Below are 25415 nucleotides of genomic sequence, written 5' to 3'. Positions count from 1 at the left end.
AGTGCACACGTATTTATCGCTCGGCCCCCATCCATCGGGTATGACCGCAGGCGACTTCGCGGAGTACGGCGGTCGGCACGTGCCCGAACCGCTCAGAGAGCCGCTGGAACGACTCGCAGACACCTACGACGAGTACAAGGACGACCCCGACTTTCAGGCGGCCCTCGCCGACCTGCGGGAGTCCTTCGCCGGGCGGCCCACGCCGCTGTATCACGCCGAGACACTCAGCGAGCAGTTCGGCGCGGAGATCTACCTCAAGCGCGAGGATCTCCTGCACGGCGGCGCCCACAAGATCAACAACGCCCTCGGGCAGGGGCTGCTCGCCGACCGGGCGGGCAAGACTCGTCTTATTGCCGAGACCGGGGCCGGCCAGCACGGCGTCGCGACCGCCATGGTCGGGGCCGCACTGGACCTCCCCACGGAGATCTACATGGGCGAGAAGGACGTGACCCGCCAGCGGATGAACGTCTTCCGCATGCGGCTGCTCGGCGCGGAGGTAAACGAGGTCACGACCGGCGACGCGGGGCTCGCTGAGGCCGTGGACGCCGCCCTCGAGGATTTTGCGGCGAACGTCGAGGACACCCACTACCTGGTGGGGAGTGCGGTCGGCCCCGACCCGTTCCCGCGCATGGTCCGGGACTTCCAGTCGGTCATCGGGCAGGAAGCCCGCGAGCAGTTCCAGGACCGGGTGGGTGAACTCCCGGACGCCGCGGTCGCGTGTGTCGGGGGCGGCTCGAACGCGATCGGGCTCTTTCACGCCTTCCGGGAGGACGACGTGGCCTTCTACGGTGCCGAGGGCGGCGGTGAGGGCGGCGACTCGAAACGCCATGCCGCCCCGCTCGCTGCCGGTGAGGACGGCACGCTGCACGGGATGGCCACCCGGGTGCTCCCGGAAGACACCGAGGTGCACTCGGTTTCGGCGGGCCTGGACTACCCGGGTGTCGGGCCCGAGCACGCCATGTTCCGGGCGATCGGGCGAGCGGAATACCGGGCGGTCACCGACGACGAGGCCCTCGAGGCGTTCCGGACCCTCTCGGAAGCGGAAGGGATCATCCCGGCCCTCGAATCGAGTCACGCCATCGCGCTGGCCGAGGATCTAGCGTCCGAACACGACACGATCCTGATCAACCTCTCCGGGCGCGGGGACAAGGACATGGACATCGCCGCCGAGCACTTCGATCTGAGCGAGTAGGCCGGCCAGAACGATTATCCCCGTCTCGGTCCCAGGTTCGGCTATGTCAACCGGACTGTTCTCCGAACTCTCGTTGCGATCGGTGCGGGCGCGAAATCGCCTGGCACTCTCGCCGATGTGTCAGTACTCCGCTGGGACAGAGGGGGTCGCGACCGAGTGGCACCGGGTTCACTACGGCTCCCGGGCGGTCGGCGGGGCCGGAATCGTCATCCAGGAAGCCACAGCCGTCGAGCCGCGAGGCCGTATCACGTCCCACGACCTGGGGCTCTGGAACGACGAGCAGGCTCAGGCGCTGGCGCCGATCGCGGAGTTCGTCGCCGAGCAGGGTGCGGTCCCGGCCATCCAACTCGCTCACGCGGGGCGCAAGGCCTCGACGACCAGGCCCTGGGAGGGCTCCGAACCGCTGCAGCCGGAAGAGGGCGGCTGGACCGTCGTCGGGCCGAGCGGCCAGGCCTACCCATACGTGGGCGAGGCCCCACCGACCGAACGGCTCGATCCGAACGACATCGAGGCGATCGTCGAGTCCTTCGGCGCGGCGGCCGAGCGGGCGATCGAGGCCGGGTTCCAGGCCGTCGAGATTCACGCGGCCCACGGCTATCTGATCCACGAGTTCCTCTCGCCGGTCACGAACCAGCGCACCGACGCCTACGGCGGGGACTTCGAGGGCCGGACCCGCTTTGCCCGCGAGGTATACGACACAGTTCGGGAGGCGGTCGGCGAGGAGGTCCCGGTCTTCATGCGGGTCTCGGGGACCGACTGGCTGCCCGAGCCGTCCTGGACGATCGAGGACACGGTCGAACTCGGCTCGATCCTCGCCGATCGGGGGCTGGACTTCCTCGACGTCTCGAGTGGCGGCATCCACCCGGACCAGCAGATCGATTATGCGGGGCCGAACTACCAGGTCGCACTCGCCGAACAGGTCCGCGCGGAGACTGATCTGCCCGCCGTGGGGGCCGTCGGGGCCATCACGACACCCGAACAGGGCGAGGCGCTGATCCGAAACGACCGGGCCGACGTGGCCATCGTCGGGCGCAAGTTCCTCAACGACCCGTACTTCGGGCTTCGGGCCGCAGAGTCGCTGTACGAGGTCGAACCCGACGTGCCGCCCCAGTACCTTCGCGGCTGGTAGGCAACGATTTATGCCGCCTCGGACCGGGGTTTCGAGCAGATGCAGCAGTACCTCGATCTCGTGGAATCGGTGCTCCGGACCGGAACCTACGAGGAGAACCGGACCGGCGTCGACACCCTGGCCGACTTCTCCCAGCACTACACGGTGGACCTGCAGGCCGGGTTCCCGCTCTTGACGACCAAGGACCTCTCGCGGGCGCGATGGAACTCGCTGGTCCAGGAGTTGATCTGGTATCTCTCCGGGGAGGAGCACATCCGCACCCTCCGGGAGGAGACCGGGATCTGGGACGCCTGGGCCGACGAGGAGGGGCATCTCGACACGGCTTACGGGCGTTTCTGGCGTCGCTACCCGGTGCCAGCGGAAGCTGACCGCCTGCCCGGGGAGTCCTGGCCCGACCCGGACAGCCAGTATCTGAACGAGGAGGGGACCTTCGATCAGATCGCCTACGTGCTCGATGGCCTGCAGCACAACCCCGAGAGCCGGCGGCTGGTGGTCAACGCCTGGCACCCGGCCAACGCCGCGGACTCGACGCTCCCGCCGTGTCACTACACCTTCGTCTTCAACGTCCAGGACGGTCGGCTCAACACGCACCTCCAGCAGCGTTCGGGGGACATCGCGCTGGGGATCCCGTTCAACATCGCCTCGTACGCGTTGCTCACCCACGCCGTCGCGAACCAGGTCGGGCTTCCCGTGGGGGAGTTCGGCCACAGCATCGTCGACGCCCACATCTACCTGGGCAAAGGCGACCGCGGATCGTGGTACGAGGACCACGCCGCGGAGCTGCGAGAACGGGTCACAGCCGTCGAGGAGAAAGCCGAGTACGCCGCCATCCGGGAGTGGATCGAGACAACGGCCCCGCCGGACCCCGAGGGCTATGATCACGTGCCGGGGCTTTTGACACAACTGACCAGAGCGCCCCGGGATCGTCCCGAGATCGAGATCGCGGATCGGTCCCTGGATTCGCTCTCGCCCGCGGATATCACCCTGTCGGGCTACGATCCCGCACCCGCGATCGACTTCGCGGTGGCCGAATGAAGATCGCGCTCATCGCCGCGGTCGCGGAGAACGGCGTGATCGGCGACAGCAAGTCGATTCCCTGGCACTACCCCGCGGACCTGAAACACTTCAAGGAGTGCACCGTCAGCCACCCGGTGATCATGGGCCGACGCACTTACGAGGCGATCGTCGACCGCCTCGGCGAGCCACTTCCCGACCGGTTGAACGTGGTCCTCTCCACGAACGGGATCGACGTGCTGGACGGGGCCGTGCAGGCCAACAGCATCCCAGAGGCCATCGAGATCGCCGCGGCGACCGACGCGGAGATCGCCTTCGTCGCCGGCGGCGGCTCGATCTACGAGCAGTTCCTCCCGCGGGCCGATCGGCTCTACATCACCGAGATCCCCGAAACGCCGCCCGGGGATACCCACTTCCCGGAGTGGGACCGGGATCGGTGGGAGCTCATCGAGCAGGAAGAACGGGGCGATCTCGTCTTTTCCACCTACGAGCGCTCGCGCTAAGGGACCGAAAAAATCCGAGAAACCGGCCGCGAGTGAACCGTTACTCCGAAACGGTGATCGCGTCGACGGGGCAGGCCTCGGCGGCCTCCTTCGCGCGGTCGATGTCGCCGGCGTCTTCGAGTTCTTCCATCCCGTCGACGACGTGAGCGAACCCGTCGTCGCCCATCTCGAAGAGGTCGGGATGCATCGATGCACAAACCTGGTCCGCGATACAAAGGTCTTGGTCGACTTCAACTTCCGCCATGATGGTAGTACCCACTTTCGAGGTAGTGACTGCCGATACATAAGACGCCCTATCTCGTCGGCGATCTGGGTGAGAGTCCCACACACGAACGCGGACGGCTGGAGCCACCAACTCTGCCACCAGCCCGTTTCAGCCGTGTAGTGCACACTGAACCGGCGTCGTCGCGGGGTAGCGGGGTTCGAAGGACCTTCGTTTCGAAAGCCTCTTCTGTTCCACACAGTTTCCCCACGATCCCGGCGCAGTTCGTGGGTTTGTGTCTCATTCTCCAGACGAAACGAAGGGGTTCGTCCCGAGTGCCAACCGTTTTGGCCGTCCTCGCCCAACGGCCCCTATGGATACATCCCGCGTGCGTGCGTTCTGGCTCGACGAGCCGACGCTCGCGGTGCTGGTCTCCGGGGTCGCGAGCATGGGCCTCGAGATCCTCGCGGGGCGAATGATCGCCCCGGAGTTCGGCAGTTCGATCTACACCTGGGGGAGCATCATCGGGGTGTTCCTCACCGCGCTGAGTCTTGGCTACGCCCGGGGTGGTCGCCGCGCACAGACCGAGGCGAGTGTCGCCTCGCTCCGGACGCTGTTGCTCTGGTCGACGGTGTACGTCGCCTTCCTGATCTTCGCCGGGGACTTCCTGATCCGTCAGACCGCCACGCTCCCGATCCCGGCCCGTTTCGGCTCGCTCGTGCCGGTCACGCTGCTCTTCGGCCCGCCGACCTACCTCCTGGGTTTCATCAGCCCCTACGCCGCCGAACTGTCCCGAACCGAGAGCACCGGGGCGGCCTCGGGACGGGTCTACGCGCTTGGCACCATCGGGAGCATCGTCGGGGCCTTTGGGACGACGTTTCTCCTTATCCCGGCCTTTTCCATCGAGGTCATCGGCCTGATCTTCGGCGGGATGACCCTCGTCACGGCCGCCGCCCTTGCTTTCCCGAGTCCCTCGTCCCGGGAGGTGATTCGCGTGCTGCTCGTCACGGCGCTGCTCCTCGGGGCCGTCCTCGCACCCCCGTTCGGGGTCGCCATGGCCGGGGAGACGGTCTACGAGACCCAGACTGCCCACCAGCAACTTCGCGTGGCCGACCAGGACGGGGTCCGCACGCTGTACCTCGATGGGGTCTCACACAGCGCGATGGACCTCGACGATCCCGACCGGCACGTCTTCACCTACACCCGGTATTTCCATCTGCCCTTCCTCTATACCGATTCGGTTGAGAGTGTCGAGAACGTGCTGTTCATCGGCGGTGGCGGCTTCACCGGACCGAAGATCTTCGCCCAAAAGTACGACGTGAACGTGGACGTCGTCGAGATCGACCCCGGGGTCGTCCAGGCTGCCCGGGACTACTTCGACCTGGAGACCGGGCCGGACCTCTCGGTTCACACCATGGACGGGCGGCAGTATCTCCGGGAGACCGACACGGAGTACGACCTCATCGTCCTGGACGCCTACAAGCGTGACTCGGTGCCCTTCCACCTGACGACGACGGAGTTCTTCGACCTCGCCACCCAGCGGCTCTCCGCGGACGGCGTGCTCCTCGCGAACATCATCTCGGCCCCCAGCGGGTCCGGGTCGGCCTTCTTCCGGGCGGAGTATCGAACGATGGAAACGGTCTTCCCGACGGTGACGGCCTTCCGGACCGCCCAGCCGGGGGTCGTCCAGAACGTCGAGATCGTGGCGACCAAACAGTCCACCTCGCTCTCGACGGCCGAACTCCACGAGCGGGCCGCGACCCGACCGATCGGCTACGAACTGGACGACGCCCTCGACAGACAGGTCGAGTCGGTCCGAACCGGAGACGTGCCGGTGCTCCGTGACGACGACGCCCCCGTCGACTCGCTTTTGGATCCCATGGTCGGCCAGCGCTATGTCGTCGAGACCGGCGAGCGGACCACGACCGCCTGACCGTGCGGGGAGGTTTTTTATTTGTCAGGGTCTTTCCCACGCCATGGACTCGCGCATTTCCGGATTTTACAAGTTGCCGGTCGAAGAGCGACGAGAGACGATCGCGGACCTGGCGGACCTCTCCGCGGAGGCGACCGAAGCGATCGGCGGCACGGGACTGGATGACGACCGGGCGGATACGGTCAGCGAGAACGTCATCGGGACCCTGGAGTACCCCCTCTCGGTCGCGACGAACTTTCGGGTCGACGGCGAGGACCGACTGATCCCGATGGCCATCGAGGAGACCAGCGTGGTCGCCGCGGCCTCGTATGCGGCCCGCATGGCCCGAACCCAGGGTGGCTTCGAGACGGAGGTCGACGCCCCGCGCATGATCGCTCAGATCCAGGCCGTCGACGTCGCCGATCCCCAGGCCGCACGGATGCGGATCCTGAAGGAAAAAGAGCGGCTGCAGGAGTTGGCCGACGAGCAGGATCCCACGCTGGTGAAGTTCGGCGGGGGCTGTGAGGACATCGAGGTCCGGGTGATCGACACGCCGAACGGCCAGATGGTCGTGACCCATCTGATCGTGAACGTCCAGGACGCCATGGGCGGCAACGCGGTGAACACGATGGCCGAGGCCCTGGCCCCCGAGATCGAGGCCCTGACCGGGGGCGACGTGGAGATGCGCATCCTCTCGAACCTGGCCGATCGCCGGCTGGCGCGGGCGACCTGTACCATCCCGCCCGAAGAACTGGCAGCCGAGGATAGCGAGTTCACGGGCGAGGAGGTCCGTGATCGCATCGTCGACGCCTGGGCCTTCGCGATGGGCGATCCCTACCGGGCGGCGACCCACAACAAGGGCATCATGAACGGCATCGACGCGGTGACGACCGCGACGTTCAACGACTGGCGGGCAATTGAAGCCGGGGCACACACGTATGCGGCCCGGGACGGCTATGACTCCCTGACGAGTTACGAGGTCGACGACGACGGCAATCTCGCCTGCAGCATCGAACTCCCGATCCAGGTCGGGACCGTCGGCGGCGCGACCGGGCTCCAGCCGGTGGCCCAGGCCGCAATGGAGATCCTCGACGTGGACTCCGCCGAGGAGATGGCCGGCGTGCTCGCGTCGGTCGGCCTCGCCCAGAACCTCGCGGCGCTTCGGGCGCTCGTGAGCGAGGGCATTCAGCAGGGCCACATGTCCCTGCACGCCCAGAACCTCGCGATTCAGGCCGGCGCGGAGGGCGATCAGATCGACGCGGTCGCGAGCCGAATGGTCGAGGAGGGGGACATCGGCCAGGCCCAGGCCGAGGCGATCCTCGAAGAGCTGGCGGAGTAACCGACACGCGGCAGTTTTACTCTAGGTGTGCAATACCGCCCCACCAAATCGTGGTAAATACTCCCACGTAACTTGTTCGCAAGATCGGGAATTGTACCGATTCCTTCCCGTAGGAGTCGGTTTGGAGGGGATCGGCGCGACCGCTCGAACGAACCGAGCCCAACACATATTAATAGCTGGGGCGGTAGTGTTGAGTTAAGATGGCAATACTCTCCGACGAGAACCGCGACGACGTCCGGGAAGTCTTCGAGCAGATGACGAACGAAGTCACGGCTCACGTCTTCACGGACGGGAACTGTGAGTACTGCGAGGAGACTGTGGAACTCAACGAGGAACTCGAATCCCTCAGCGAGAAGTACACGGTCGAGGTCCACGACATGGACAGCGAGGCCGCCGAGGAGTGGGATGCAAACAAGTACGACCAGGCCCCGGTCACCGTCATCACCGACGGCGAGATCAAGGGCGTGCGCTATTATGGCATCCCCTCGGGCCAGGAGTTCGGTGCCTACGTCCGTGACATCGTCGCGGTCTCCACCGGCGAGAGCGGCCTCGATGAGAATATCAAGGCGGAACTGGCCGAGATCGACGAGCCGGTGAACCTCAAGGTCTTTGTCACCCTGACCTGCCCGCACTGCCCGCAGGCCGTCGAGACCGCCCACAAGTTCGCGATCGAGAACTCCAACTTCACCTCCGAGATGATCGAGGCCCAGGAGTTCATGGAGCTCTCCCAGGACTTCGGTGTCCGCGGTGTCCCGCAGGTCAACATCAACGACGAGGCCGGCGAGTTCACGGGCGCACAGCCGCCCCAGCAGTTCCTCGAACAGGTCAAGAACGCGCTGTAAGTCGGTTCCGACGTGGTGTCAGACACCAGTCGTGCGATTGACTGACGCACGCGGGCGGCGTTTCGTGTGGAACGCCCGTCGTGTTCCCTCGATTTTCCCGTCCGACCGTTTCTTCGGGCACAGCATGCCCATGTGAATCGGTTTCACGTAATCGACTGACGGCGACGCGTTCGAACCCCTTCGTTTCAACTGGAGAACCCGATCCGCCGCCTTACTTCTCGACGTCGAGCAGCGCCACCCGTTCGAGCACCAGGTCGGTGAGGGTTCCGGTGGTGGCCTCCCGCTCCGCCCGGGTAATCCCGAAGAAGTCGCTGAGATGCTCCGCCGAGGGCTCTACCGATCCCGCCGAAACGAGTTCGGCGACCGCCGCAGCTGCTGCAGTCTCTCGCTCGCCGTCGATTAGCACGATCACCGACTGTTCGCCGGTGCCCAGGCCGAGTTCCATCGCCCGGTCGATCTGTCGGCGGCCGGCCGCATAGCACAGGACCTCGACCGCGAGATCGTCGGCGACGTTCTCCCCCCGTTCCATCGAGCGCTTCGCGTGGGCGAGCGCCGATTCGAGGTGGGTCGGCCCGGCGATGTAGCGGGCGTCGAAGGCCTGGACCAGCACGTCGTGGTCCGTCCCGACACGCCGGAGCGAATCGAGGAGCGACTGGAGGTCGTCCTCTCCGTCGATCCTCACCCGGCCCGTCACCGTCTTCACTCGAACTCACCCAGATTGGCCTGCGTGCGCTGCGAGTTCTCCGGGGGGTCCCGGGTGGTCGTGTGCTGGCTCGACGGTGTGTCCTCGTCCGCCTCGACCCCGTCGAGGTCCGGGTTGGGGTGCCCCGCGCTCGCGAGGACTTTCTCCGTGGTCTTGCGCCGCCCGGAAAGCGCTGCGAGCACCCGTCCCGGTTCGGCCTGTCGCAGATCTTCGCGGGTTTCGAACCCAGCCTCACGGAGGCGTCTGGCCCGCTTTCGGCCGACGTGTCGAATCCCCACCAGGTCGAGCAGGTCCGCCTGGATCCCGTGTTCGACCCGGATTCGGGCCTCGCGAATCGCGCTCGCCGAACGTATTTCGAGTTCCCCGGCGAGTCGCTCTGCGGCCTGGAGCAACCACTCGGCGGTCTCGACCTTCCCACGGATGTCCCCGGGGCCGACGCCGTAGCGCTCGGCGATCCGGTCCTCGTCGAGCTCCTCGGCCCAGTCCTCCAGGAGTTTGGCGGTCTTCAGGGCCGAGAGCCAGTCCTCGAACTCGCCCTCGGCGAACTCGGATGGGGTCTGCCCGAGCAGTTCTCGCTCCCGCTCGTAAGCGATCTCCGTGTAGGTCGACTCGTCGCCGGACTTCAGGTACAGCTCGTACATGTCCGGCGTGCGACTCACCAGGTGATAGAGCCCCAGCGGGGTGGGCGAGCCCTCACCCGCACGGAGCCCGTCGATGATGATCGCCGCGGACATCGGATCGAGGTAGAGCTGAGAGACCAGATGCCCGGCCGGCGTGGCCCGCAAGTCGCCGTTCTCTCGGACCAGGAAGTCGTTTCGATCGAGATACTCCAGAACGTCCTCGGTGACCGCCTCCAGCCGGGATGGATCGTCGGTCTGGGAGGCGTACAGCGTCTCGCCGAGGAATTCGAGCAGCCCCTCGTGACTGCGGACGAAGCCGGTGGCGACCGTCGAGAGCACGTGTGAGCGCAGCGCCGGCTCGGCGGCCAGCTTCGAGCGAACCGGCTCGGGGTCGGCATAGACATAGCGGTCGAACAGCTCCTCCAGTTCGTCGTGGGACTTCGCGAGCAGGACGGCCTCGCCGTGAGGATCACGGCCGGGCCGGCCCGCGCGCCCGAACATCTGATGGACCTCCAGGGTCGAGAGCGGGGCCATCCCACCCGTCGACCCGTCGTAGCGCCGCCAGTCCCGGACCACGACCCGCCGACTCGGCGTGTTCACGCCGGCCGCGAGTGTGGGGGTGGCGCTGACGGCCCGGATCAACCGCTCCCGGAAGGCGTCCTCGACGAGGGTGCGATGGCCGCGAGCGAGGCCGGCGTGGTGAAAGGCCGCTCCCTTCTCGACGGCCGCCGCCAGGTCCTCGCTGGTCTCCGTGTCGCTGACGGCCCGGATCTCGTCGGCGACCTCCTGGAGGGCGTCCCGGTCCGCGGCGGAGAGTGCCGATTCGGTCACCGCGCCCAGCCGCCGGGCCGCGGCTTCGGCGTTCCGTCGGGAGTTGACGAAGACCAGCGCCGAGCCGTCCTCCGCGATGGTGTCCGCGACCAGCGCCTCGGTCTGGTCGTGCGAGCCGGTGGGGAGCTCCGTTGTCGTGCCGTCGTCGAGGTGCAGCGCGTCACCGTAGTGGACCCCGGTCCGGAGTTCGATCGGCCGCCAGTCCGAGTCGACCAGTTCGGCATCGAGCCAGTCGGCGATCTCGTCGGCGTTGCCGATAGTCGCGGAGAGCGCGACGACCTGGAGGGAGGGAACTCGGGAGCGGAGCTTCGCGAGGGTCACCTCCAGGGTCGGTCCCCGGCCCCGGTCATCAACCAGGTGGACCTCGTCGGCGACGACACACGCCAGGTCGTCGATCCAATCCGCGCCGTTCCGGATGAGCGAGTCGACCTTCTCGGAGGTCGCGACGACCACGTCGGCGTTCCCCAGCCAGTCGCCGTCCTCCTCGTAGTTGCCCGTCGAGACCGCCACGTCGAGTCCGAACTGCTCGAAGGCCTCGAACTCGGCGGCCTTCTCGCTGGCGAGGGCCCGAAGCGGCACGATGTACAGGGCCATCCCGCCGGTCTCGTGGATGGCCGAGAGCATCCCGAGCTGGGCGATGAGGGTCTTGCCACTCGCCGTCGGCACGCTGGCGACGACACTCTCCCCGGAGAGCACGCCGGCCTCGACGGCGGCGGCCTGGGGGGGATAGAGCTCCTCGATGCCCGCGGACGCGAAGTGTGCTGTCACCCCGTCGGGGAGCCCCGAGAGGTCCTCGACCTGCATTGAGCAGGCCTAGGTCCGGCCCCGGTTATAAGATGTCGGGCTCTCACCCGCGCCATTTTAACCGTCGCGGCCCGACGTGCCGACCAATGAGCGAAAACTTCGACAAGGAGGCCGAACGGGAACGGCTCCGGGAGAAATACGAGGCCGACCAGGGGGATCGGGAAGCCACCGAGCGGATGAGCGAGCTACTGCTCCAGGGCGCGACGATGACGAACAAACACTGTGACACCTGTGGCTCGCCGATCTTCCGCTATCAGGGCCAGGAGTTCTGCCCCACCTGTCAGGCCGAGGGTCAGCCGGCCGCAGAGAGCCAGCCCGAGAGCGAGGATTCATCCGCCGAACCGGGTGTTGGCGCGTCGACGGGCGGCGCTGACCCGGCGGCCGGGGGCCAGGTGGACCCCGGGGCCAGCCAGGTCGATGCTGGGGCCGGCCAGACCGACCCCGGAACTGAACCCAGCCAGGGGCCCGGAACGACAGCAGCCCGGACTGCGACCGCACCCGGTGGAACGCCGGTCGCCGCCGGCGACGCTGGGGCCCAGGAGTCCCTCTCCCAGACGATCGCCGTCCTCGCCGAGCGGGCCCGGACGAGCGAGGACCCACAGCAGGCAAAAGCCTTCCTCGAGGCCGCTCGCGAGGCTGCCGAGGCTCTCGCGGCACTCGCCGGCCGATGACGACCGACCGGGTGCTCGTGCCCATCGACGGCTCGGACGTGAGCTATCGGGCCCTCTCGTATGCCGTGGACCTCGCGGCGGCCTTCGATGCGACCCTGGACGTGGTGCACATCACGACCGACCGAACGCCGGCGGCCGAGGCGGTCCTCGACCGGGCCCGTCGCATCCTCGACGCGACCGACGTCGAGGCCTCGCTCTCCCTCTCGACCGATCTCGATCTCGACTTCCGGCCGGCGGACCGACTGGGCGAGGACGTGCTGGATCTGGTCGCCGAGCGCGGGGCCGATCACGTGGTGATGGGCCACGCCGAGCCACCCGGCCCGGTCGAGCGGGCGCTGCTGGGCAGTGCTGCGGAGACGGTACTGCGAAGCGAGCGGGTCCGGCTCACGGTCGTCCCCTAACTCACATACTCGCTCCCGACGACCTCGCGGATCCGGCTTGCCGTGACTTCTCCCACACCCTCGACTGACTGAAGGGTCTCTTCATCCGCCGTGAGGACCGCTTCGACGCTGCCAAGCGCCTCCAATAGCGAGCGAGCGGTGATCGGGCCGATGTCCGCGATCGACGCGACGACGTACTCCTGTTGCTCCGTGAGCGTCTTCGCCGCGGAGGTGCCATGGACGCTCACCTCGCGGTCCCGCGTTTCTTGCTCGCGTCTGGCGATGGTCTCTAGCAGCGCCGCCGTCTCGGTTTCGTCCGGGGTAAAAAGCACCGAGACGCCGAAATCCACGGCCAGGCTGGCGAGGGCCCCCCGGATCGCGTTCGGGTGGACGTTTCGCTCGCCGTAGAGGTCTCCCTCACCCTCGATCACCAGGACCGGACGGCCGTAGTGGCGGGTCAGATCGCCGATCTGGTCGAACAGCCCCCGATCGCCGTCGAGCAGGGTCGAGAGGAAGTCCTCGATGGTCTTGCGCTCGACGGCCACGCGGTCGCTGAGCACGTAATCACCCACCTCGAGTGTCTCCAGGCGGGTCTGTACCCCTTCGCGCTTCGAGAGGTCCCGGGCGATGCTGGCGTCCAGTTCCCGCTGGTCGATCACGATCTCGACGTGGTCCTCGCCGCCCGCCTCGGCGACGACCCCAGAGTCGTCCACTGTCTCTTCTCCCGCCGGCGCTTCTGTCGCTCCTGTCCCATTCGTCTCCGCCGCCCCGAAGTCCGCGATGCCGGCCTGTCCGTCCCCCGTGTCGGCTTCTCGCTCCTCGGACGTGTCGGTCGGGCCCTCCTCCCCGGCGAAGGTCTCCAGGCCGGCCTGTTCGTCACTGAATTCGGCTTCGAGTTCCGGGGCGGCCTCGCGCAATCCCTCGAGTTCGGCGGCCATCTCGTCCTCGCGGCGGCGCGAGATCCAGAAGTAGGCCTCGTCGCGGGTGTCCTCGGCCAGTAACACCACGACTCGCCCCCGGGCCTGTCGGCCAGTTCGACCCTTGCGCTGGATCGAACGGATCGCGTTGGGAACCGGCTCGAAGAAACAGACCAGATCGACCTCCGGGACGTCAAGCCCCTCCTCGGCGACGGAGGTCGAGACCAGGACCTCGAACTCCCCCGCGCGGAAGGCCTCGAGCACCTCCGTCTGTTCGGTCTGGGTCATCCCGGAGGACCCCTCCTTGTCGCCCTGGCCGACGAACCGCCGGACCGAGAAGTGAGCCGAGAGAAACTCCGTGAGCGCCTCGGCGGTGTCCCGGGACTCGGTGAAGACGATGACCCGGTCGCCGTCCCGCACGCCCAGCGTCTCCGCGAGCAAAATGCGCACCCGGCGGAATTTCGGGTGGAGGTCCTCGAAGGACTCGGCTTTCGACATCGCTCGCTTGATCTGTGGGTCCGAGACGAACCGCTGGCTGGCCTTCGAGGCCCCCGAGGAGCGGGCGGCGTTTCGCTGGCGCTCGAAGTACCGCCGCAGGGCGTCGACACTCTGGGTCTCGACCAGTTCGACGGCCCGCTTTACCTTCATGATCTCGGCGTGGACGGACATGCCCTCGTAGCCCGCCGAATCGCCGTCGTCGATCCGCCGCTGGAGCTTCTTGCGGATCTCGTGGAGGTCTCCCTGTGAGATCTCCGGGTCGGTCTTGCCGGTGACACCGAGTTCTCGCAGGGTTCCCAGCCGGTCGGCGAGCACCTCCTGTAACAGATCCCGGATCTCGATAACCGCCTCCGGGAGTTCGACCCGCACCCACTCGACGTCGGTCTCGTGAGTGTACTCGGCCACGTCCGGGTCGGATTCGGTTTTCACCGCGACCCGCTCCAGGCCCAGATTGGCCATGACCTGTTCGATGGCTTCCTCGTCGTCGCCCGGCGAGGCGCTCATCCCGGTCACGAGCGGGTCGGCGGCCGCTTCGTGGTAGCGTTCGGCGACGTAGGCGTAGGGGTAGTCCCCGCTCGCCCGATGACACTCGTCGAAGGTCAGATGGACCACGGGTTCGAGATCGATCCGATTGCCCAGCAGGTCGTTCTCGATCACCTGGGGTGTGCCGACGATGATTCGAGCGTCGGCGAACAGCGCCCCTCGATCCTCGGGGGCGGTCTCGCCGGTGAAGACGACGATCTGCTCGTCGGGAATCGTTAGCGCCTCCCGGTAGAACGCGGCGTGTTGCTCGACGAGGGGCTTTGTCGGGGCCAGGAGCATGGCCTTCGCGTCCGGCCGGTCGGCGAGTCGGTGGGCGGTCACCCGCAGGCTCACCGCGGTCTTCCCGAGGCCGGTGGGCAGGGAGACGAGCGTGTGGGCGTCCCGGGCCTTCTCGACCAGATCTGTCTGGTACGGTCGTGCCTCGATCGCGCCCGGTTCGATCAGGGGCGATTCGAGTGTCCCCTCGCCTGCTGCCATTCGATCGTGGATTGTGCGTTCGAGCGGTTAAGGGTTCGTGTGTCTAGAAGAACAGGCCGAGTTCCATCGCGGTCGCGGCGGCGACGGGGATGGTGAGGTTGTCGTCGATGACGTAGCCCGCGATGGTGGGCTTGACGCCGTCGGCGACGGTGGCTGCGCCCGCGCCCAGCACTGCCGCGAGCAGGGGGACCCGAAGCAGCCCGGCAATGCCGAGACTGACCCCGAAGGTCACCAGCAACACGTAGCCCTGCTTCACCGCGAGTTCGTCACTCGAGAGCACGCCGCTGATCGGATCGGCGATGGTCAGCATGAGGAGTGCCGGCACCGCCACCGTGGGCCGAAAGACCAGGACGGTCGCGGTCGCACCGAGGAGCGCCAGCGCGTAGCCGGCAGGCCAGTGTGCCTCGTAGTCGCGGGTGAACCGCTCGTAGACCCACCAGTCGAGTCGGCCGGAGAGACGCAATCCCTCCAGGACCGTGACGACGGCCAGCGCGAGGACGAGCAGTCCCTGGACCTGCCGCCAGGTGAGCACCTCGAAGACGTAGGCGATCGGGACCAGACTCCCACTCGCGTGCACCAGCCGCCGGCCGGGTTCGCTCACAGCTGTTCGAAGGTGCGCTCGCCGTCACGGAGCGCGGCGAGGGTCTCGGGTAGTTCGGCCATCGGAACCCGAACCTGCTCGGTGGTGTCCCGGTCCCGGATCGTGACGGTGTCGGTCTCTAAACTCTCGTAGTCGACGGTCACCGTGTACGGGGTGCCGACCTCGTCCTGGCGACGGTAGCGGCGACCGATCGCCCCCGAGTCGTCGTAGGTCGTGGCGAGTCCGGCCGCACGCAACTCCCGTTCCAGTTCGCGGGCCCGCTCGCCGAGGCCGTCCTTGTCCATCAGCGGGAAGACCCCGACCAGGGTGGGGGCCATCTCGGCCGGGAGGCGAAGGACGGTCCGTTCCTCGTCGTCGATCTCGTCCTCGTCGTAGGCGTGGACCAGGATGGCATAGACGGTCCGGTCGATCCCCATCGAGGGCTCGATCACGGTCGGGGTCTCGTGCTGGCCCCGCTCGGTGACTTCCTCGACCTGGAAGCCGGTCTGCTCGATGGGCACGTCGACGGTCTCCGCCTCGAGTTCGACGCTGACGCTGTCGCCTTCGAAGGCCGATTGGTCGGTCTCGGCCAGCTCCTCCAGTGCAGTGGCAATTTCAGCGGCCTGGGACCCGTACTCCGGCCCGAGGGCGGCCATATCGGGGTCGACGGTGGCGCGCTCGACCGTGCGTGGTTCGTCGTACTCCTGGAAGACGCTGAACCGCTCGTCGGTGTGGGCCGCGTGATGGGAGAGGTCGTAGGTCCCCCGGTTGGCGATGCCCGCCAGTTCGATCCAGTTCGGTTCCTCGTCGGGCCCGCTCACGTCGGCCTCGGCGTCCCAGCAGTCCGTGGCGTAGTGGGCCCGCTCCTCGGGCTGGTGCTGTCTGAACCGGAGCCGATCCAGGTCGATGCCGATTCGCTCGTACCACTCGGTCGCCACGCCCACGTAGTACCCGACCCAGTCGTCGGCGATGGGGCCGGACTCGACGGCCTCACCGATCGGTTCGAAGCGCACCTCGCCGTCGCCGTCCTGGTCTGCGGCGCTATAAAGCGGGGCCTCGACGTCTGCGACCCGGGAAAGCGGCGGCTCGTCGCTCTCGGGGTCGAAGAACAGTTCGAGTTCGGCCTGGGTGAACTCTCTCGTGCGCACGATGGCGTTTCGCGGGCTGATCTCGTTGCGGTAGGCCCGACCGATCTGTGCCACGCCGAAGGGCAACTCGCCACGGGCGTACTCGCGGAGCCGCGGGAAGTCGACGAAAATCCCCTGGGCGGTCTCCGGGCGGAGATAGCCCTTGTTCGTCGATCCGGGGCCGATCGCGGTCTCGAACATGAGGTTGAACTCCTCGACCGGTTCGCCGGCGAGCGGGGCCCCACAGCTCGGGCACTCGATCTCGTGTTCGGCGAGCAGCGATTCGATCTCCCTGGGCGTGAAACTCTCGGCCTCGGCGATGTCGGTCTGGTCCTCGATCAGGTGATCGGCCCGGTGGCTGCTCTGACACTCCGGGCACTCGACCAGCAGGTCATCGAAACCGTCGAGGTGGCCCGAGGCCTCGAAGACCGCCTCGGGGAGGATCGTCGGGGCGTCGATCTCGTCGTGGCCCTCCCGTGTCACCCAGCGGTCACGCCAGGTCGATTCGACGGTCGACTTGAGGGTCGCCCCCTCCGGACCGTAGGTGTAGAACCCGCCGACGCCGCCGTAGGCTTTCCCGGTCTGGAAAAAAAACCCCCGGCGTTTTGCGAGTTCGGTCAGGGCCTTCATAGTCCGGCGATGAGATCCACGTCGCGAACGACCCCGACGAGTTCGTCCCCCCGCTTCAGCGGGACCTGCTCGATGTCGTTGTCCAGGAGCAGGCCGGCCACCTCCCGCGCGCTGCGGGTCCCGGTCACGCTCACCAGCTGATCGCTCATGTACTCGCTGACCGGCGCGTCCGGGAGTTCGACGTCGCGGGTCGGCAGGTAGCGGTTGCCGACGGCCTTGATGCCCTCCCACATCCAGTCGTCGTCCTGGTTGGCGATCGAATCGCCGGTGGCGTCTTCGCCCTCGACGACCTCGGCCACATCGATGAGGTCGACCTCGGTGATGATGCCCGCCATCTCGCCCGTCTCGTCGAGCGCGATGGCATACGGCACGTTGGCAAAAGCGATCTCCCGCTCGGCGACGACCAGCGGCGTGCCCACGAAGACCGTGTTCACGTCGTAACTCGCGAGGTCGCCGACTTCGAGGTCGCCGTCGACGTCGCCGTCAGCGATGGCCCGGATGATGTCCGTGACGGTGATCATCCCGGTCAACGAGCCCCCGTTGACGACGGGGATGCGCCGCTCGCCAGTTTCGGCCATGACCTGCGCCACGTCGTGGATGTCCGCTTCGCTCTCGGTCGTCGGGACGTCCTCCATCAGGATGGCGAGCTGGTCCTCGTCCGGTCTGGCGATCAGGGCCTCGCGGGAGACGAGCCCGCGGTACTGTTCGCCGTCGTCCGTTTCTTTGACTACCGGGACCGAGGAGAAGGCCCGCTCCTGGAGGTACTCCAGGACGTCGTCCCTGGTTCCGGGAAGCGAGACAGTGACCACGTCCTCCCGGGGTGTCATCGCGTCGGCGACTTTCATGTGAGCGGTTTACAGCATCCTCGCATATGTAGGCTACGACACTCCATGTCGAGTTCTCGAATTCATTCGAGGTCCTCCGGGGGGAACAGCGGCCGGGGGTCCTCGACGCCGAACTGGACGTGTTGCTCGCCGGAAAGCGGGTGGAGGTAGACGTGGAGTTGCTCGCCCCCCCGCACCCGTTCGAGCATCCGGTCGGCCTCGGCGGTGCGATAGTAAAGCGGGAGGCAGACAGCGGTCTCCTCGGCCGAGGACCGAAAGACGACCGTGGCGTAGACCAGCCCCCCGTCCTGCGCGTTGAACGCCTCGAACTCGTCGAAGGTCCCGGTCTCGACCATCGATTCCAGTTTCTCGAACTCGTCACCGGAGACGAGTACGTCAAGGCCCACTTTTGTCGTCTCCGAGCCACCCGGTGCCGGTACCGGAACGACATCTCCTGGGACGGGGGCGAAGACGTCCCACCCCTGTGTTTCGTAGTCCGCGGCCAGCGATTGGCTCTCCTCGACGACTTCCTGCCACCGACTCTGGTCGCCGTCCAACGGGTGACTCACGTCATCCATACCCGCATTGGGTGGTCCCTGACGGGTAAACATTGTCTCCCGACGAACCTTCAGCAGTGAAAAGATATATCGCCGACGCGGGGACAAACGGTGGGTATGCCGCCGCTGCTCTCTATGGAGGATCTCCGCACCCAATTCGCTACCGACCGCGGTCAGGTCAAGGCAGTCGACGGGATCGATCTCGAGATCGAGCCCGGGGAGACTGTCGGCCTGGTCGGGGAGTCCGGCTCTGGCAAGAGTGTCACGGCGCTGTCGACGATGGGTCTCGTCGACGATCCCGGTGAGATTGCCGGGGGGACCATCGAATTCACGGATGCCGAGATTGCTGCTGAACTCCGTGAGACGTTTTCTAACCCAACTTTCGTCGACGGCAACACCGTCGACCTGACCGCTGCCCCGGAGGCGGCGCTTCGTCTCGTGCGGGGGCAGGCGATCAGTATGATCTTTCAGGACCCGATGACGTCCCTCAACCCGGCCCATACGGTCGGCGAGCAGGTCGCGGAGAGCCTGTCCCTCCACCAGTTCGGCGGCCGGCGAAAGGACACGTGGCTGAACGCCATTCGCGAGATCCTGCCCCAAATCAGTCGGGATATCGACCCGGAGATCCGCGAACGCACGATCGAGATCCTCGAAGAGGTCGGCATTCCGGAGCCAGGGGCCCGCTTCGAGGAGTACCCTCACGAGTTCTCCGGTGGAATGCGTCAGCGGGTTCTCATCGCGATCGCGCTGGCGAGCCAGCCGGACTTGCTCATCGCCGACGAGCCGACCACGGCCCTTGACGTGACGATTCAGGCCCAGATTCTGGACCTCATCGACGAGTTACAGGCCGAACTGGGGATGTCCGTTCTCATGATCACTCACGACCTCGGCGTGGTGGCCGAGACCTGTGATCGGGTCGCCGTGATGTACGCCGGTGAGATCGTCGAGGAAGGGCCCGCCGAGGAGGTCTTTGCGAACCCATCCCATCCCTACACCTACACGCTGCTCGAATCCATCCCGACCGAGGACAAGGAGCGTCTCACGCCCATCGCCGGCAACGTCCCCGACCTCATCGACATGCCCGAGGGCTGTCACTTCGCCCCCCGCTGTCCCTGGGTGACCGATGGCTGTACGGACGGCGAGATCGAATTCCGGCAACACGGTGGGACCGCGGTGGACCACCGGTCGAAGTGTCTCCTCGAGGATTTCGATAAGTCGAAATACGGGACGGACAGCGTCCTCCCACAGGACACCGGGGAGCGCGGGGCAGAACCGTTACTCGAGGTCTCCGACCTCAAGAAGTACTACGAGGAAGACGACGGCGTTCTCGATCGCTTCCTCGGTGGCACCGGAAAGAGTGTCAAGGCCGTCGACGGGGTCGACTTCTCGATCTACCCAGGTGAGACACTCGGCCTCGTCGGGGAGTCCGGCTGTGGGAAATCGACGGCTGGCCGGGCCCTCCTCCATCTCGTCGAGCCGACCGACGGACGGGTTCTCTTTGCCGGCACTGACCTCACCGACCTGGATCGGTCCGGGTTGCGGGAGGCCAGGAAGGACATGCAGATGATCTTCCAGGACCCCCTCTCCTCGCTCGACCCCCGACTGACAGTCGGGCAGACGATCATGGAACCGCTCAAGATACACGACCTCCCGGAGAGCGATCCGTCCGTCAGCACGACGGCCGACCTCACGGTTTCGGGAATCGAACGGGACCGTGTGGAAGTCGAGGTTGGTGACGAGGTGGATGCCGTGGTCGGGGCGGCTGAGGACATCTCGACGGTACACGTTTCCGTGGCGGTCGCGGACGACGACGTCACCGTCGAGGTGGACGAACACGTTGGCGTCGAAACCACGGTTTCACGCTCGGAATCGGGCCGGATCGAACTGATCTCGGTTGTCGTCTCCGCTGGCGACAGCGACCGGCTCCGACGCCGCCGTCGGGTCAACCAGCTCATCGAAGCCGTCGGGCTCGAAACTGGCCAGTACAACCGGTATCCACACGAAATGTCGGGTGGCCAGCGCCAACGGGTCGGAATCGCCCGTGCGCTGGCGGTGGATCCGGACTTCATCGTGGCCGACGAACCGGTCTCGGCACTGGACGTCTCGGTCCAGGCCCAGATCCTCAATCTGCTCGAGGACCTGCAGAACCGCTTTGACCTCACGTACCTGTTCATCGCCCACGACCTCTCGGTTGTGCGACACATCTCCGACCGCGTCGCGGTGATGTATCTCGGCGAGATCGTCGAACTCGCGGACACCGAAGCGCTATTCGAAGATCCCCGACACCCGTACACACAGGCTCTGCTCTCGGCGATTCCGGTTCCGGATCCGACGGTGGGAACCGAAGACCGCGACATCCTGCGGGGTGACGTTCCATCCCCCATCGACCCGCCGTCGGGCTGTCACTTCCGTACGCGCTGCCCGCAAATCATTCCGCCGGACGACCTCGACGTGGATCAGGAGGTGTATCGGGAGATCATGTTCTTCAAACAGCGCGTGGAGGACCGGACAATCGACCTGGAGACGGCGACCCACGAGGCCGACTCCGAGACGCCCCGTGCAATTGCCGAGCAGTTGCGCGAGGACCACTTCGACACGGTTCCGGCCGGTGAGGCCGGTAGCGTACTCGAGTCGGCAGTAGAACAGGTCGCCTCGGGCGACTGGGAGGAGGCGGAATCGCTCCTCTCCGATACCTTCGAGAGTGTCTGTGAGGTTGCGGACCCAGTCTTGTCGGATGGAGACCATCCCGCGGCGTGTCATCTGCTGGATTGACGAGATCTGAATTGATGCAAACATTTATGATAGTTACACATCTGAGGTAATTTCATGTCATCCAGTGACAGCACGGTTTCGCGTCGGGGATTTCTCACCGCAGCCGGCGGTGCTGCCGTTACTGCTGCACTCGCGGGATGTAGTGGTAATGGGACTGACGACCAAGACAACGGGGATTCCGAGGATTCCACGCTGTTGCGATACGGCCGTGGCAGCCACTCGACGACGCTTGACTTCCAGAACAGTACCAGTGGCGAGGTCGCGAAGGTCACCGAGAACCTCTATGACAAGCTGATCGACTTCGTCCCGGGTGAGGCGACGCTGCGCGAGGGGTTGGCGACGGACTACTCGATGGACGGCCAGACCGTCTCGCTGACGCTCCGAGAGGGTGTGACCTTCCACGACGGCGAGGAGTTCACCGCCCAGGACTTCGTGGCGACCTATCGCCGCTTCACCGATTCGGATTACGAGTACTACGCTGGAGACGATTACGTGTCCGCGTACGGCAACTTCACGCTCGGGAACTGGATCGAAGACATTCAGGTGGACGGGGATTACGAGATGACGATCGAGTTGTCCCAGCAATACGCCCCGTTCTTCCGGAACCTGGCCATGTTCCCCTCTGCGGTCCACTCGGAGGCATCCATCGAAGAGTACGGAACGGACCTGCAGTCAAATGCGAACGGAACTGGTCCCTTCGAGCTTGAGACCCTCGACGACGGCAACGAGCAGATCCGGCTGTCGGCCAACGAGGACTACTGGGGTGAAGGCCCCCACGTCGACGAACTCGTCTTCGTCACCGTCGGTGAGAACTCGACGCGAGCCCAGTCACTCGGCTCCGGCGAACTGGACATCATCGACGGCCTCGGTGCCCAGTCCGCCCAGCAGGTCGAGGGCTTCGACAACGCGTCACTCGAGCGCAAGGAGGGGATCAACATCGGCTACATGGCGTTCAACCTCTCCTCGATCGAGCAATTCCAGGACCGCCGGGTCCGTCAGGCAATCAGCTACGCCATCGACACGGAGTCCATCGTCGAAGAGATCTACGCCGGTGTGGCGGTCCAGGCAAGCCAGCCGCTGCCACCGAACCTCCTGGGGTACAACGAGGATCTCGATCCCTACCCGTACGATCCCGACGAGGCCCAGCAACTCCTCGATGAGGCCGGCTACGGCGATGGGTTCTCCTTCGAACTGGCCACCTTCCAGAACCCGCGGGCGTACAACCCGTCGCCGCTGCAGACCGCCGAGACCGTCTCGTCGAACCTCGGCGAGGTCGGCATCGACGTGGAGATCAACCAGCAGTCCTTCGGGCCGTTCCTCGAATACACCGCCGAAGGTCGACACGACGCGTGTTTCCTCGGCTGGATGACCGACAACGCGGACCCGGACAACTTCGCGTACGCGCTGTTGCACCCACAGGTCGAGGCGGACCAGCTCACGGAGGGCCAGGACTGGGTTAGCTTCGACACCGAGGGCTTCAACACGAGCAACCGCGCGGGATGGGCAAACCGCGAGTACATGGACCTGGTCGAGGAGGGCCAGCGATCCCTCGACGACGCCGAGCGTGAGGAGCTCTACAACGAGGCGATGCAGATCGCCCACGACGAGGCGCCGTGGGTCTACCTGGACTACGCCGAGGAGCTTCGCGGTGTCGCCAATCGCGTGCAGAACTACACCGTCGCAACCATCAGCGGTCCGTATCTTAATTACGTCTCCGTCGAATAGGCTTCGACGAGCCGATGTTTCCGAAGCGTTTCGTCATCAAACGCCTCCTGCTGCTCGTCCCCGTGCTGATCGGGGTGGCGACAGTCGTGTTCTCAATTTTGCATCTGTCTCCGGGTGATCCGGCACTGACGATCGCCGGGCAACGAGCGAGCGAGGAGTTCGTCGAACAGATCCGAGAAGGCCTCGGCCTGAACGATCCGATATGGGTTCAGTACGCCGACTTCCTCTGGAACGCCGCCCAGCTCAACTTCGGCGATTCCTACATCATCTACCGGAATACGCCGGTCCGGGAGGTCCTCATCGAGAAGCTCCCGGTGACCATCGAACTGGCGCTCTATGGCCAGTTTTTCGGCATTCTCTTTGGCATTCCGTTCGGCCTCGTTAGCGCGATCAAGCAAGACACGATCACCGATCACCTCTCCCGGGTCGGGGCCCTGGCCGGGATCAGCATCCCGATCTTCTGGAGTGGGCCGATCCTGATCTTCGTCTTCGCCCAGTTTTTCGGCGTGTTGCCGACGAGTGGTCGGATCTCCTCGCTTTACAACTTCCAGGCGATACACGTCACTGGCCTTGTGACCGTGGACACGCTCCTCGCTGGCGAGTGGGATATGTTCGTCTCTGCGGTCAGGCATATGTTGTTGCCCTCGCTCACGATCGGCATCTACTCGATGGCGCTGATCTCCCGGATGATGCGGTCCTCGATGCTTGAGGTCATCAGACAGGACTACATTCGAACGGCCCGGGCGAAGGGCCAGGGGGCCAAGATCACGGTCCTCAAACACGGCTTCCGAAACGCGCTCATCCCGGTTATCACGGTCATCGGCATCCAGTTCGGAACCCTCCTCGGTGGGGCGGTCCTGACCGAGACGGTCTTTGCGATCGGCGGTATCGGCGTCCTGCTCGTCGAGGCGATCAAGGTCGGCGATTACCCCATCGTCCAGGGGACGGTGCTGACCTTCGCGTTCCTCTTCACGCTCGTGAACCTCGGCGTCGACATCACTTACTCGTACCTTGACCCACGGATCAACCAATGAGTACACAAACAGTCCAGGAGGGCGGCAGTTCGACCCGGAGCCTCTTCGAGCGGCTTCGCGCCTCGCCGTTCCTCTCCCAGCTCCTGTCGAATCGGCTGGCGCTCGCCGGCATTCTGATTATCCTCGCGATGCTTGCCATCGCGATCTATTCCCGGTTCGCACTGGACCTCGAGGTCATCTCACAGAGTCAACTCGGGACGAACCCGAATCGGGCGGCCCCGAGTCTGGAGTACCCCTTCGGAACTGACGGGCAGGCCCGAGATCTGCTGCCCCGGGTCGCCTATGGGGCCTGGTACGCGATGCTCTACGGTTCGATAACCGTCGGTGCATCGACGATACTCGGGGTGGGGATGGGCATCATTGCAGCCTACTACGGCGACGTGACTGACAACGTCATCATGCGGTCGATGGACGTGCTGCTCGCGTTCCCCTCCTTGCTCCTCGCCCTGGCTCTCGTCTCGATCTTCCCCGACGAACTGGGCCTCTGGCGGGCCGTGATGGCACTGACCCTCGTCTACACGCCACGGTTTGCCCGCGTCGTGCGGGGGGCTGCACTCACAGTCCTCGAAGACGAGTACATCGATGCCACCGAGGCCCTCGGGGCGACCGATCCCCGAATCCTCGTTCGACACATCTTGCCAAACACGCTCGCGCCCATTACCGTCCAGAGCACCCTCAACTTCGGGCTCGCGATCATCGACCTCGCGGCGCTCTCGTTCCTGGGTTTCGGCGCCTCGGCGGGAACGCCGTCCTGGGGATTGATGCTCTCGAACGGCGTCAGTCTGGGCCTCCTGACCGGGGTCTGGTGGTGGTCTTTCTTCCCGGGACTGTTCCTCGCATTGACCGTCCTCGGGTTCAACCTGCTCGGTGACGGCATGCGTGACGCCCTCGACCCCCGGATGCGTGAGGCCGTGGACTGACCGTGCGAACCGCTACTTGGGCGATTCAGCAACGGGTTCGACTCGTGGCGCCGGCCGGTCTGGTCGGGGTCGTCCTCGCCGTGGTCTTCCTGACGGTTCTCGGTCTCGTGGGCCGTTCGGTCCCCATCTGGATCGACAGTACCTTCGCGTTCGGGGGGATCTGGTTCGGTTTCGGGCTCCTGTCCTGGGCGAGTTCGATCATGCTTGGTCGGACAATCGAGGGGCTCCAGGCACGGATGGACCTGGGAACCGGCTGGACGGAGACCAGCTCGCGGCGAGCGATGGCGCGGGTGGCCGCGTTCGGTGCCGGAATGATGATTGGGGCGACAGGTATCGGGCTCATCGTTTTCTGATCGGTCGAACCGTTTTCAGATCGACTCGCGACTGCCGTGTCCGATCTCTCGTTCGGTTTGAGACCCGGATCTTTCCGATTCGACGTGTTTAAATAATCGATGAGACGTTGTACCAAACGTCATGGTGTCTGATGCCACGTCCATGGCCGCCACGGGTACTGCCGGAGAGGTCATGGCTGCAGTCGATGAGGCCGGTTCCGAGTCGCGGCTCGTCATCGCCGATATTTCCCAGGACGGCGCCTGGGTATCGGCGTCGATGGACGAGACACGCGACCTCGAGGCGTGGCGCTGACACCCGGGTCGATTCAGGAGAGGC

At 65.8% G+C, this 25415-nt stretch carries 23 protein-coding genes; 15 read left to right on the top strand and 8 right to left on the bottom strand.

The window, feature by feature from the left end:
* Window positions 1-40 precede the first annotated feature (40 nt).
* The 4 genes from trpB to RH831_RS02860 are packed head-to-tail and all read left to right on the top strand — an operon-like array spanning window position 41 to window position 3838.
* The gene (trpB, locus tag RH831_RS02875) at window positions 41-1192 is read left to right on the top strand and encodes a tryptophan synthase subunit beta (protein ID WP_310552760.1); all 1152 of its coding nucleotides are present in this window, start codon (window positions 41-43) and stop codon (window positions 1190-1192) included.
* A gap of 43 nt (window positions 1193-1235) precedes the next feature.
* Window positions 1236-2321: an NADH:flavin oxidoreductase/NADH oxidase gene (locus tag RH831_RS02870; RefSeq protein WP_310552759.1), complete on the top strand. Its 1086-nt coding sequence runs from the start codon at window positions 1236-1238 to the stop codon at window positions 2319-2321.
* Between the two features lie 39 nt (window positions 2322-2360).
* Entirely contained in the window at window positions 2361-3356 is a 996-nt protein-coding gene (gene thyA / locus RH831_RS02865; protein WP_310552758.1) for a thymidylate synthase, read from the top strand.
* Window positions 3353-3838, top strand: a complete 486-nt coding sequence (locus tag RH831_RS02860) for a dihydrofolate reductase (protein WP_310552757.1) — start codon at window positions 3353-3355, stop codon at window positions 3836-3838. Before thyA ends, RH831_RS02860 begins: the two co-directional genes overlap by 4 nt.
* 40 nt (window positions 3839-3878) lie before the next feature.
* Here RH831_RS02860 and RH831_RS02855 read toward each other — a convergent pair whose 3' ends face one another.
* Entirely contained in the window at window positions 3879-4082 is a 204-nt protein-coding gene (locus RH831_RS02855; protein ID WP_310552755.1) for a ferredoxin, read from the bottom strand.
* A gap of 331 nt (window positions 4083-4413) precedes the next feature.
* On the opposite strand from RH831_RS02855, the gene RH831_RS02850 reads away from it, so the two are divergent.
* The 3 genes from RH831_RS02850 to RH831_RS02840 all read left to right on the top strand — a co-directional run bounded on the left by RH831_RS02850 (window position 4414) and on the right by RH831_RS02840 (window position 8133).
* The gene (locus tag RH831_RS02850) at window positions 4414-5973 is read left to right on the top strand and encodes a fused MFS/spermidine synthase (RefSeq protein ID WP_310552753.1); all 1560 of its coding nucleotides are present in this window, start codon (window positions 4414-4416) and stop codon (window positions 5971-5973) included.
* Window positions 5974-6016: 43 nt separating this feature from the next.
* A complete protein-coding gene (locus RH831_RS02845; RefSeq protein WP_310552752.1) occupies window positions 6017-7291 on the top strand; it encodes a hydroxymethylglutaryl-CoA reductase, degradative in 1275 nt (424 codons plus the stop codon).
* A gap of 200 nt (window positions 7292-7491) precedes the next feature.
* Window positions 7492-8133, top strand: a complete 642-nt coding sequence (locus RH831_RS02840) for a protein disulfide oxidoreductase (protein WP_310552751.1) — start codon at window positions 7492-7494, stop codon at window positions 8131-8133.
* Between the two features lie 211 nt (window positions 8134-8344).
* On the opposite strand, the gene cgi121 is transcribed toward RH831_RS02840, so the two are convergent.
* Both cgi121 and RH831_RS02830 read right to left on the bottom strand, forming a co-directional pair.
* Window positions 8345-8836: a KEOPS complex subunit Cgi121 gene (cgi121, locus tag RH831_RS02835; protein WP_310552750.1), complete on the bottom strand. Its 492-nt coding sequence runs from the start codon at window positions 8834-8836 to the stop codon at window positions 8345-8347.
* Complete coding sequence (locus tag RH831_RS02830) at window positions 8833-11091, bottom strand: ATP-dependent DNA helicase (protein WP_310552749.1); 2259 nt, start codon at window positions 11089-11091, stop codon at window positions 8833-8835. The genes cgi121 and RH831_RS02830 overlap by 4 nt, the downstream gene beginning before the upstream one ends.
* An 86-nt stretch (window positions 11092-11177) precedes the next feature.
* Here RH831_RS02830 and RH831_RS02825 point away from each other — a divergent pair, with 86 nt between their 5' ends.
* Together RH831_RS02825 and RH831_RS02820 are read left to right on the top strand one after the other, a co-directional pair.
* Window positions 11178-11762, top strand: coding sequence for an Sjogren's syndrome/scleroderma autoantigen 1 family protein (locus tag RH831_RS02825; RefSeq protein ID WP_310552748.1), 585 nt, complete (start codon window positions 11178-11180; stop codon window positions 11760-11762).
* Complete coding sequence (locus RH831_RS02820; protein ID WP_310552747.1) at window positions 11759-12163, top strand: universal stress protein; 405 nt, start codon at window positions 11759-11761, stop codon at window positions 12161-12163. The genes RH831_RS02825 and RH831_RS02820 overlap by 4 nt, the downstream gene beginning before the upstream one ends.
* Here the strand turns inward: RH831_RS02820 and RH831_RS02815 are convergent.
* The 5 genes from RH831_RS02815 to RH831_RS02795 all read right to left on the bottom strand — a co-directional run bounded on the left by RH831_RS02815 (window position 12160) and on the right by RH831_RS02795 (window position 18316).
* A complete protein-coding gene (locus RH831_RS02815; protein ID WP_310552746.1) occupies window positions 12160-14577 on the bottom strand; it encodes a DEAD/DEAH box helicase in 2418 nt (805 codons plus the stop codon). The genes RH831_RS02820 and RH831_RS02815 overlap by 4 nt on opposite strands.
* A gap of 43 nt (window positions 14578-14620) precedes the next feature.
* Window positions 14621-15178 (bottom strand): dolichol kinase, encoded by a 558-nt coding sequence (locus RH831_RS02810; protein ID WP_310552744.1) that lies wholly within the window; start codon window positions 15176-15178, stop codon window positions 14621-14623.
* The gene (gene glyS / locus RH831_RS02805; RefSeq protein ID WP_310552743.1) at window positions 15175-16914 is read right to left on the bottom strand and encodes a glycine--tRNA ligase; all 1740 of its coding nucleotides are present in this window, start codon (window positions 16912-16914) and stop codon (window positions 15175-15177) included. The genes RH831_RS02810 and glyS overlap by 4 nt, the downstream gene beginning before the upstream one ends.
* Window positions 16911-17759: a CBS domain-containing protein gene (locus RH831_RS02800; RefSeq protein WP_071932478.1), complete on the bottom strand. Its 849-nt coding sequence runs from the start codon at window positions 17757-17759 to the stop codon at window positions 16911-16913. The genes glyS and RH831_RS02800 overlap by 4 nt, the downstream gene beginning before the upstream one ends.
* Window positions 17760-17821: 62 nt before the next feature.
* Complete coding sequence (locus tag RH831_RS02795) at window positions 17822-18316, bottom strand: hypothetical protein (RefSeq protein WP_310552742.1); 495 nt, start codon at window positions 18314-18316, stop codon at window positions 17822-17824.
* A 96-nt stretch (window positions 18317-18412) separates the two neighbouring features.
* Here RH831_RS02795 and RH831_RS02790 point away from each other — a divergent pair, with 96 nt between their 5' ends.
* From RH831_RS02790 to RH831_RS02765, 6 genes are all read left to right on the top strand, one after another.
* Window positions 18413-21067 (top strand): ABC transporter ATP-binding protein, encoded by a 2655-nt coding sequence (locus RH831_RS02790; RefSeq protein WP_310552741.1) that lies wholly within the window; start codon window positions 18413-18415, stop codon window positions 21065-21067.
* A gap of 54 nt (window positions 21068-21121) precedes the next feature.
* Entirely contained in the window at window positions 21122-22792 is a 1671-nt protein-coding gene (locus RH831_RS02785; RefSeq protein WP_310552740.1) for an ABC transporter substrate-binding protein, read from the top strand.
* Between the two features lie 14 nt (window positions 22793-22806).
* A complete protein-coding gene (locus tag RH831_RS02780; RefSeq protein ID WP_310552739.1) occupies window positions 22807-23826 on the top strand; it encodes an ABC transporter permease in 1020 nt (339 codons plus the stop codon).
* Entirely contained in the window at window positions 23823-24746 is a 924-nt protein-coding gene (locus RH831_RS02775) for an ABC transporter permease (RefSeq protein ID WP_310552738.1), read from the top strand. Before RH831_RS02780 ends, RH831_RS02775 begins: the two co-directional genes overlap by 4 nt.
* Before the next feature lie 2 nt (window positions 24747-24748).
* Complete coding sequence (locus RH831_RS02770) at window positions 24749-25099, top strand: hypothetical protein (protein WP_310552737.1); 351 nt, start codon at window positions 24749-24751, stop codon at window positions 25097-25099.
* A gap of 121 nt (window positions 25100-25220) precedes the next feature.
* The gene (locus tag RH831_RS02765) at window positions 25221-25391 is read left to right on the top strand and encodes a hypothetical protein (RefSeq protein ID WP_310552736.1); all 171 of its coding nucleotides are present in this window, start codon (window positions 25221-25223) and stop codon (window positions 25389-25391) included.
* Window positions 25392-25415: the final 24 nt, after the last annotated feature.

The sequence above is a fragment of the Halodesulfurarchaeum sp. HSR-GB genome (genome assembly GCF_031432215.1).
In the GTDB taxonomy this organism is placed as follows: Archaea; Halobacteriota; Halobacteria; order Halobacteriales; family Halobacteriaceae; genus Halodesulfurarchaeum.
The sequence above is the reverse complement of the archived record's forward strand: the minus strand, read 5'-3'. Positions and strand labels throughout refer to the sequence as shown.

Bases quoted from the DNA above. Each gene is read 5' to 3' on its own strand.
- RH831_RS02850 (WP_310552753.1), top strand. From the start codon at position 4,414: ATGGATACATCCCGCGTGCGTGCGTTCTGGCTCGACGAGCCGACGCTC.
- trpB (WP_310552760.1), top strand. From the start codon at position 41: ATGACCGCAGGCGACTTCGCGGAGTACGGCGGTCGGCACGTGCCCGAA.
- RH831_RS02790 (WP_310552741.1), top strand. From the start codon at position 18,413: ATGCCGCCGCTGCTCTCTATGGAGGATCTCCGCACCCAATTCGCTACC.
- RH831_RS02820 (WP_310552747.1), top strand. From the start codon at position 11,759: ATGACGACCGACCGGGTGCTCGTGCCCATCGACGGCTCGGACGTGAGC.
- RH831_RS02785 (WP_310552740.1), top strand. From the start codon at position 21,122: ATGTCATCCAGTGACAGCACGGTTTCGCGTCGGGGATTTCTCACCGCA.
- RH831_RS02800 (WP_071932478.1), bottom strand. From the start codon at position 17,759: ATGAAAGTCGCCGACGCGATGACACCCCGGGAGGACGTGGTCACTGTC.
- RH831_RS02795 (WP_310552742.1), bottom strand. From the start codon at position 18,316: ATGGATGACGTGAGTCACCCGTTGGACGGCGACCAGAGTCGGTGGCAG.
- RH831_RS02830 (WP_310552749.1), bottom strand. From the start codon at position 11,091: ATGCAGGTCGAGGACCTCTCGGGGCTCCCCGACGGGGTGACAGCACAC.
- RH831_RS02825 (WP_310552748.1), top strand. From the start codon at position 11,178: ATGAGCGAAAACTTCGACAAGGAGGCCGAACGGGAACGGCTCCGGGAG.
- RH831_RS02855 (WP_310552755.1), bottom strand. From the start codon at position 4,082: ATGGCGGAAGTTGAAGTCGACCAAGACCTTTGTATCGCGGACCAGGTT.
- thyA (WP_310552758.1), top strand. From the start codon at position 2,361: ATGCAGCAGTACCTCGATCTCGTGGAATCGGTGCTCCGGACCGGAACC.
- RH831_RS02775 (WP_310552738.1), top strand. From the start codon at position 23,823: ATGAGTACACAAACAGTCCAGGAGGGCGGCAGTTCGACCCGGAGCCTC.
- RH831_RS02845 (WP_310552752.1), top strand. From the start codon at position 6,017: ATGGACTCGCGCATTTCCGGATTTTACAAGTTGCCGGTCGAAGAGCGA.
- RH831_RS02840 (WP_310552751.1), top strand. From the start codon at position 7,492: ATGGCAATACTCTCCGACGAGAACCGCGACGACGTCCGGGAAGTCTTC.
- RH831_RS02765 (WP_310552736.1), top strand. From the start codon at position 25,221: ATGGTGTCTGATGCCACGTCCATGGCCGCCACGGGTACTGCCGGAGAG.
- RH831_RS02870 (WP_310552759.1), top strand. From the start codon at position 1,236: ATGTCAACCGGACTGTTCTCCGAACTCTCGTTGCGATCGGTGCGGGCG.
- RH831_RS02860 (WP_310552757.1), top strand. From the start codon at position 3,353: ATGAAGATCGCGCTCATCGCCGCGGTCGCGGAGAACGGCGTGATCGGC.
- glyS (WP_310552743.1), bottom strand. From the start codon at position 16,914: ATGAAGGCCCTGACCGAACTCGCAAAACGCCGGGGGTTTTTTTTCCAG.
- RH831_RS02815 (WP_310552746.1), bottom strand. From the start codon at position 14,577: ATGGCAGCAGGCGAGGGGACACTCGAATCGCCCCTGATCGAACCGGGC.
- RH831_RS02780 (WP_310552739.1), top strand. From the start codon at position 22,807: ATGTTTCCGAAGCGTTTCGTCATCAAACGCCTCCTGCTGCTCGTCCCC.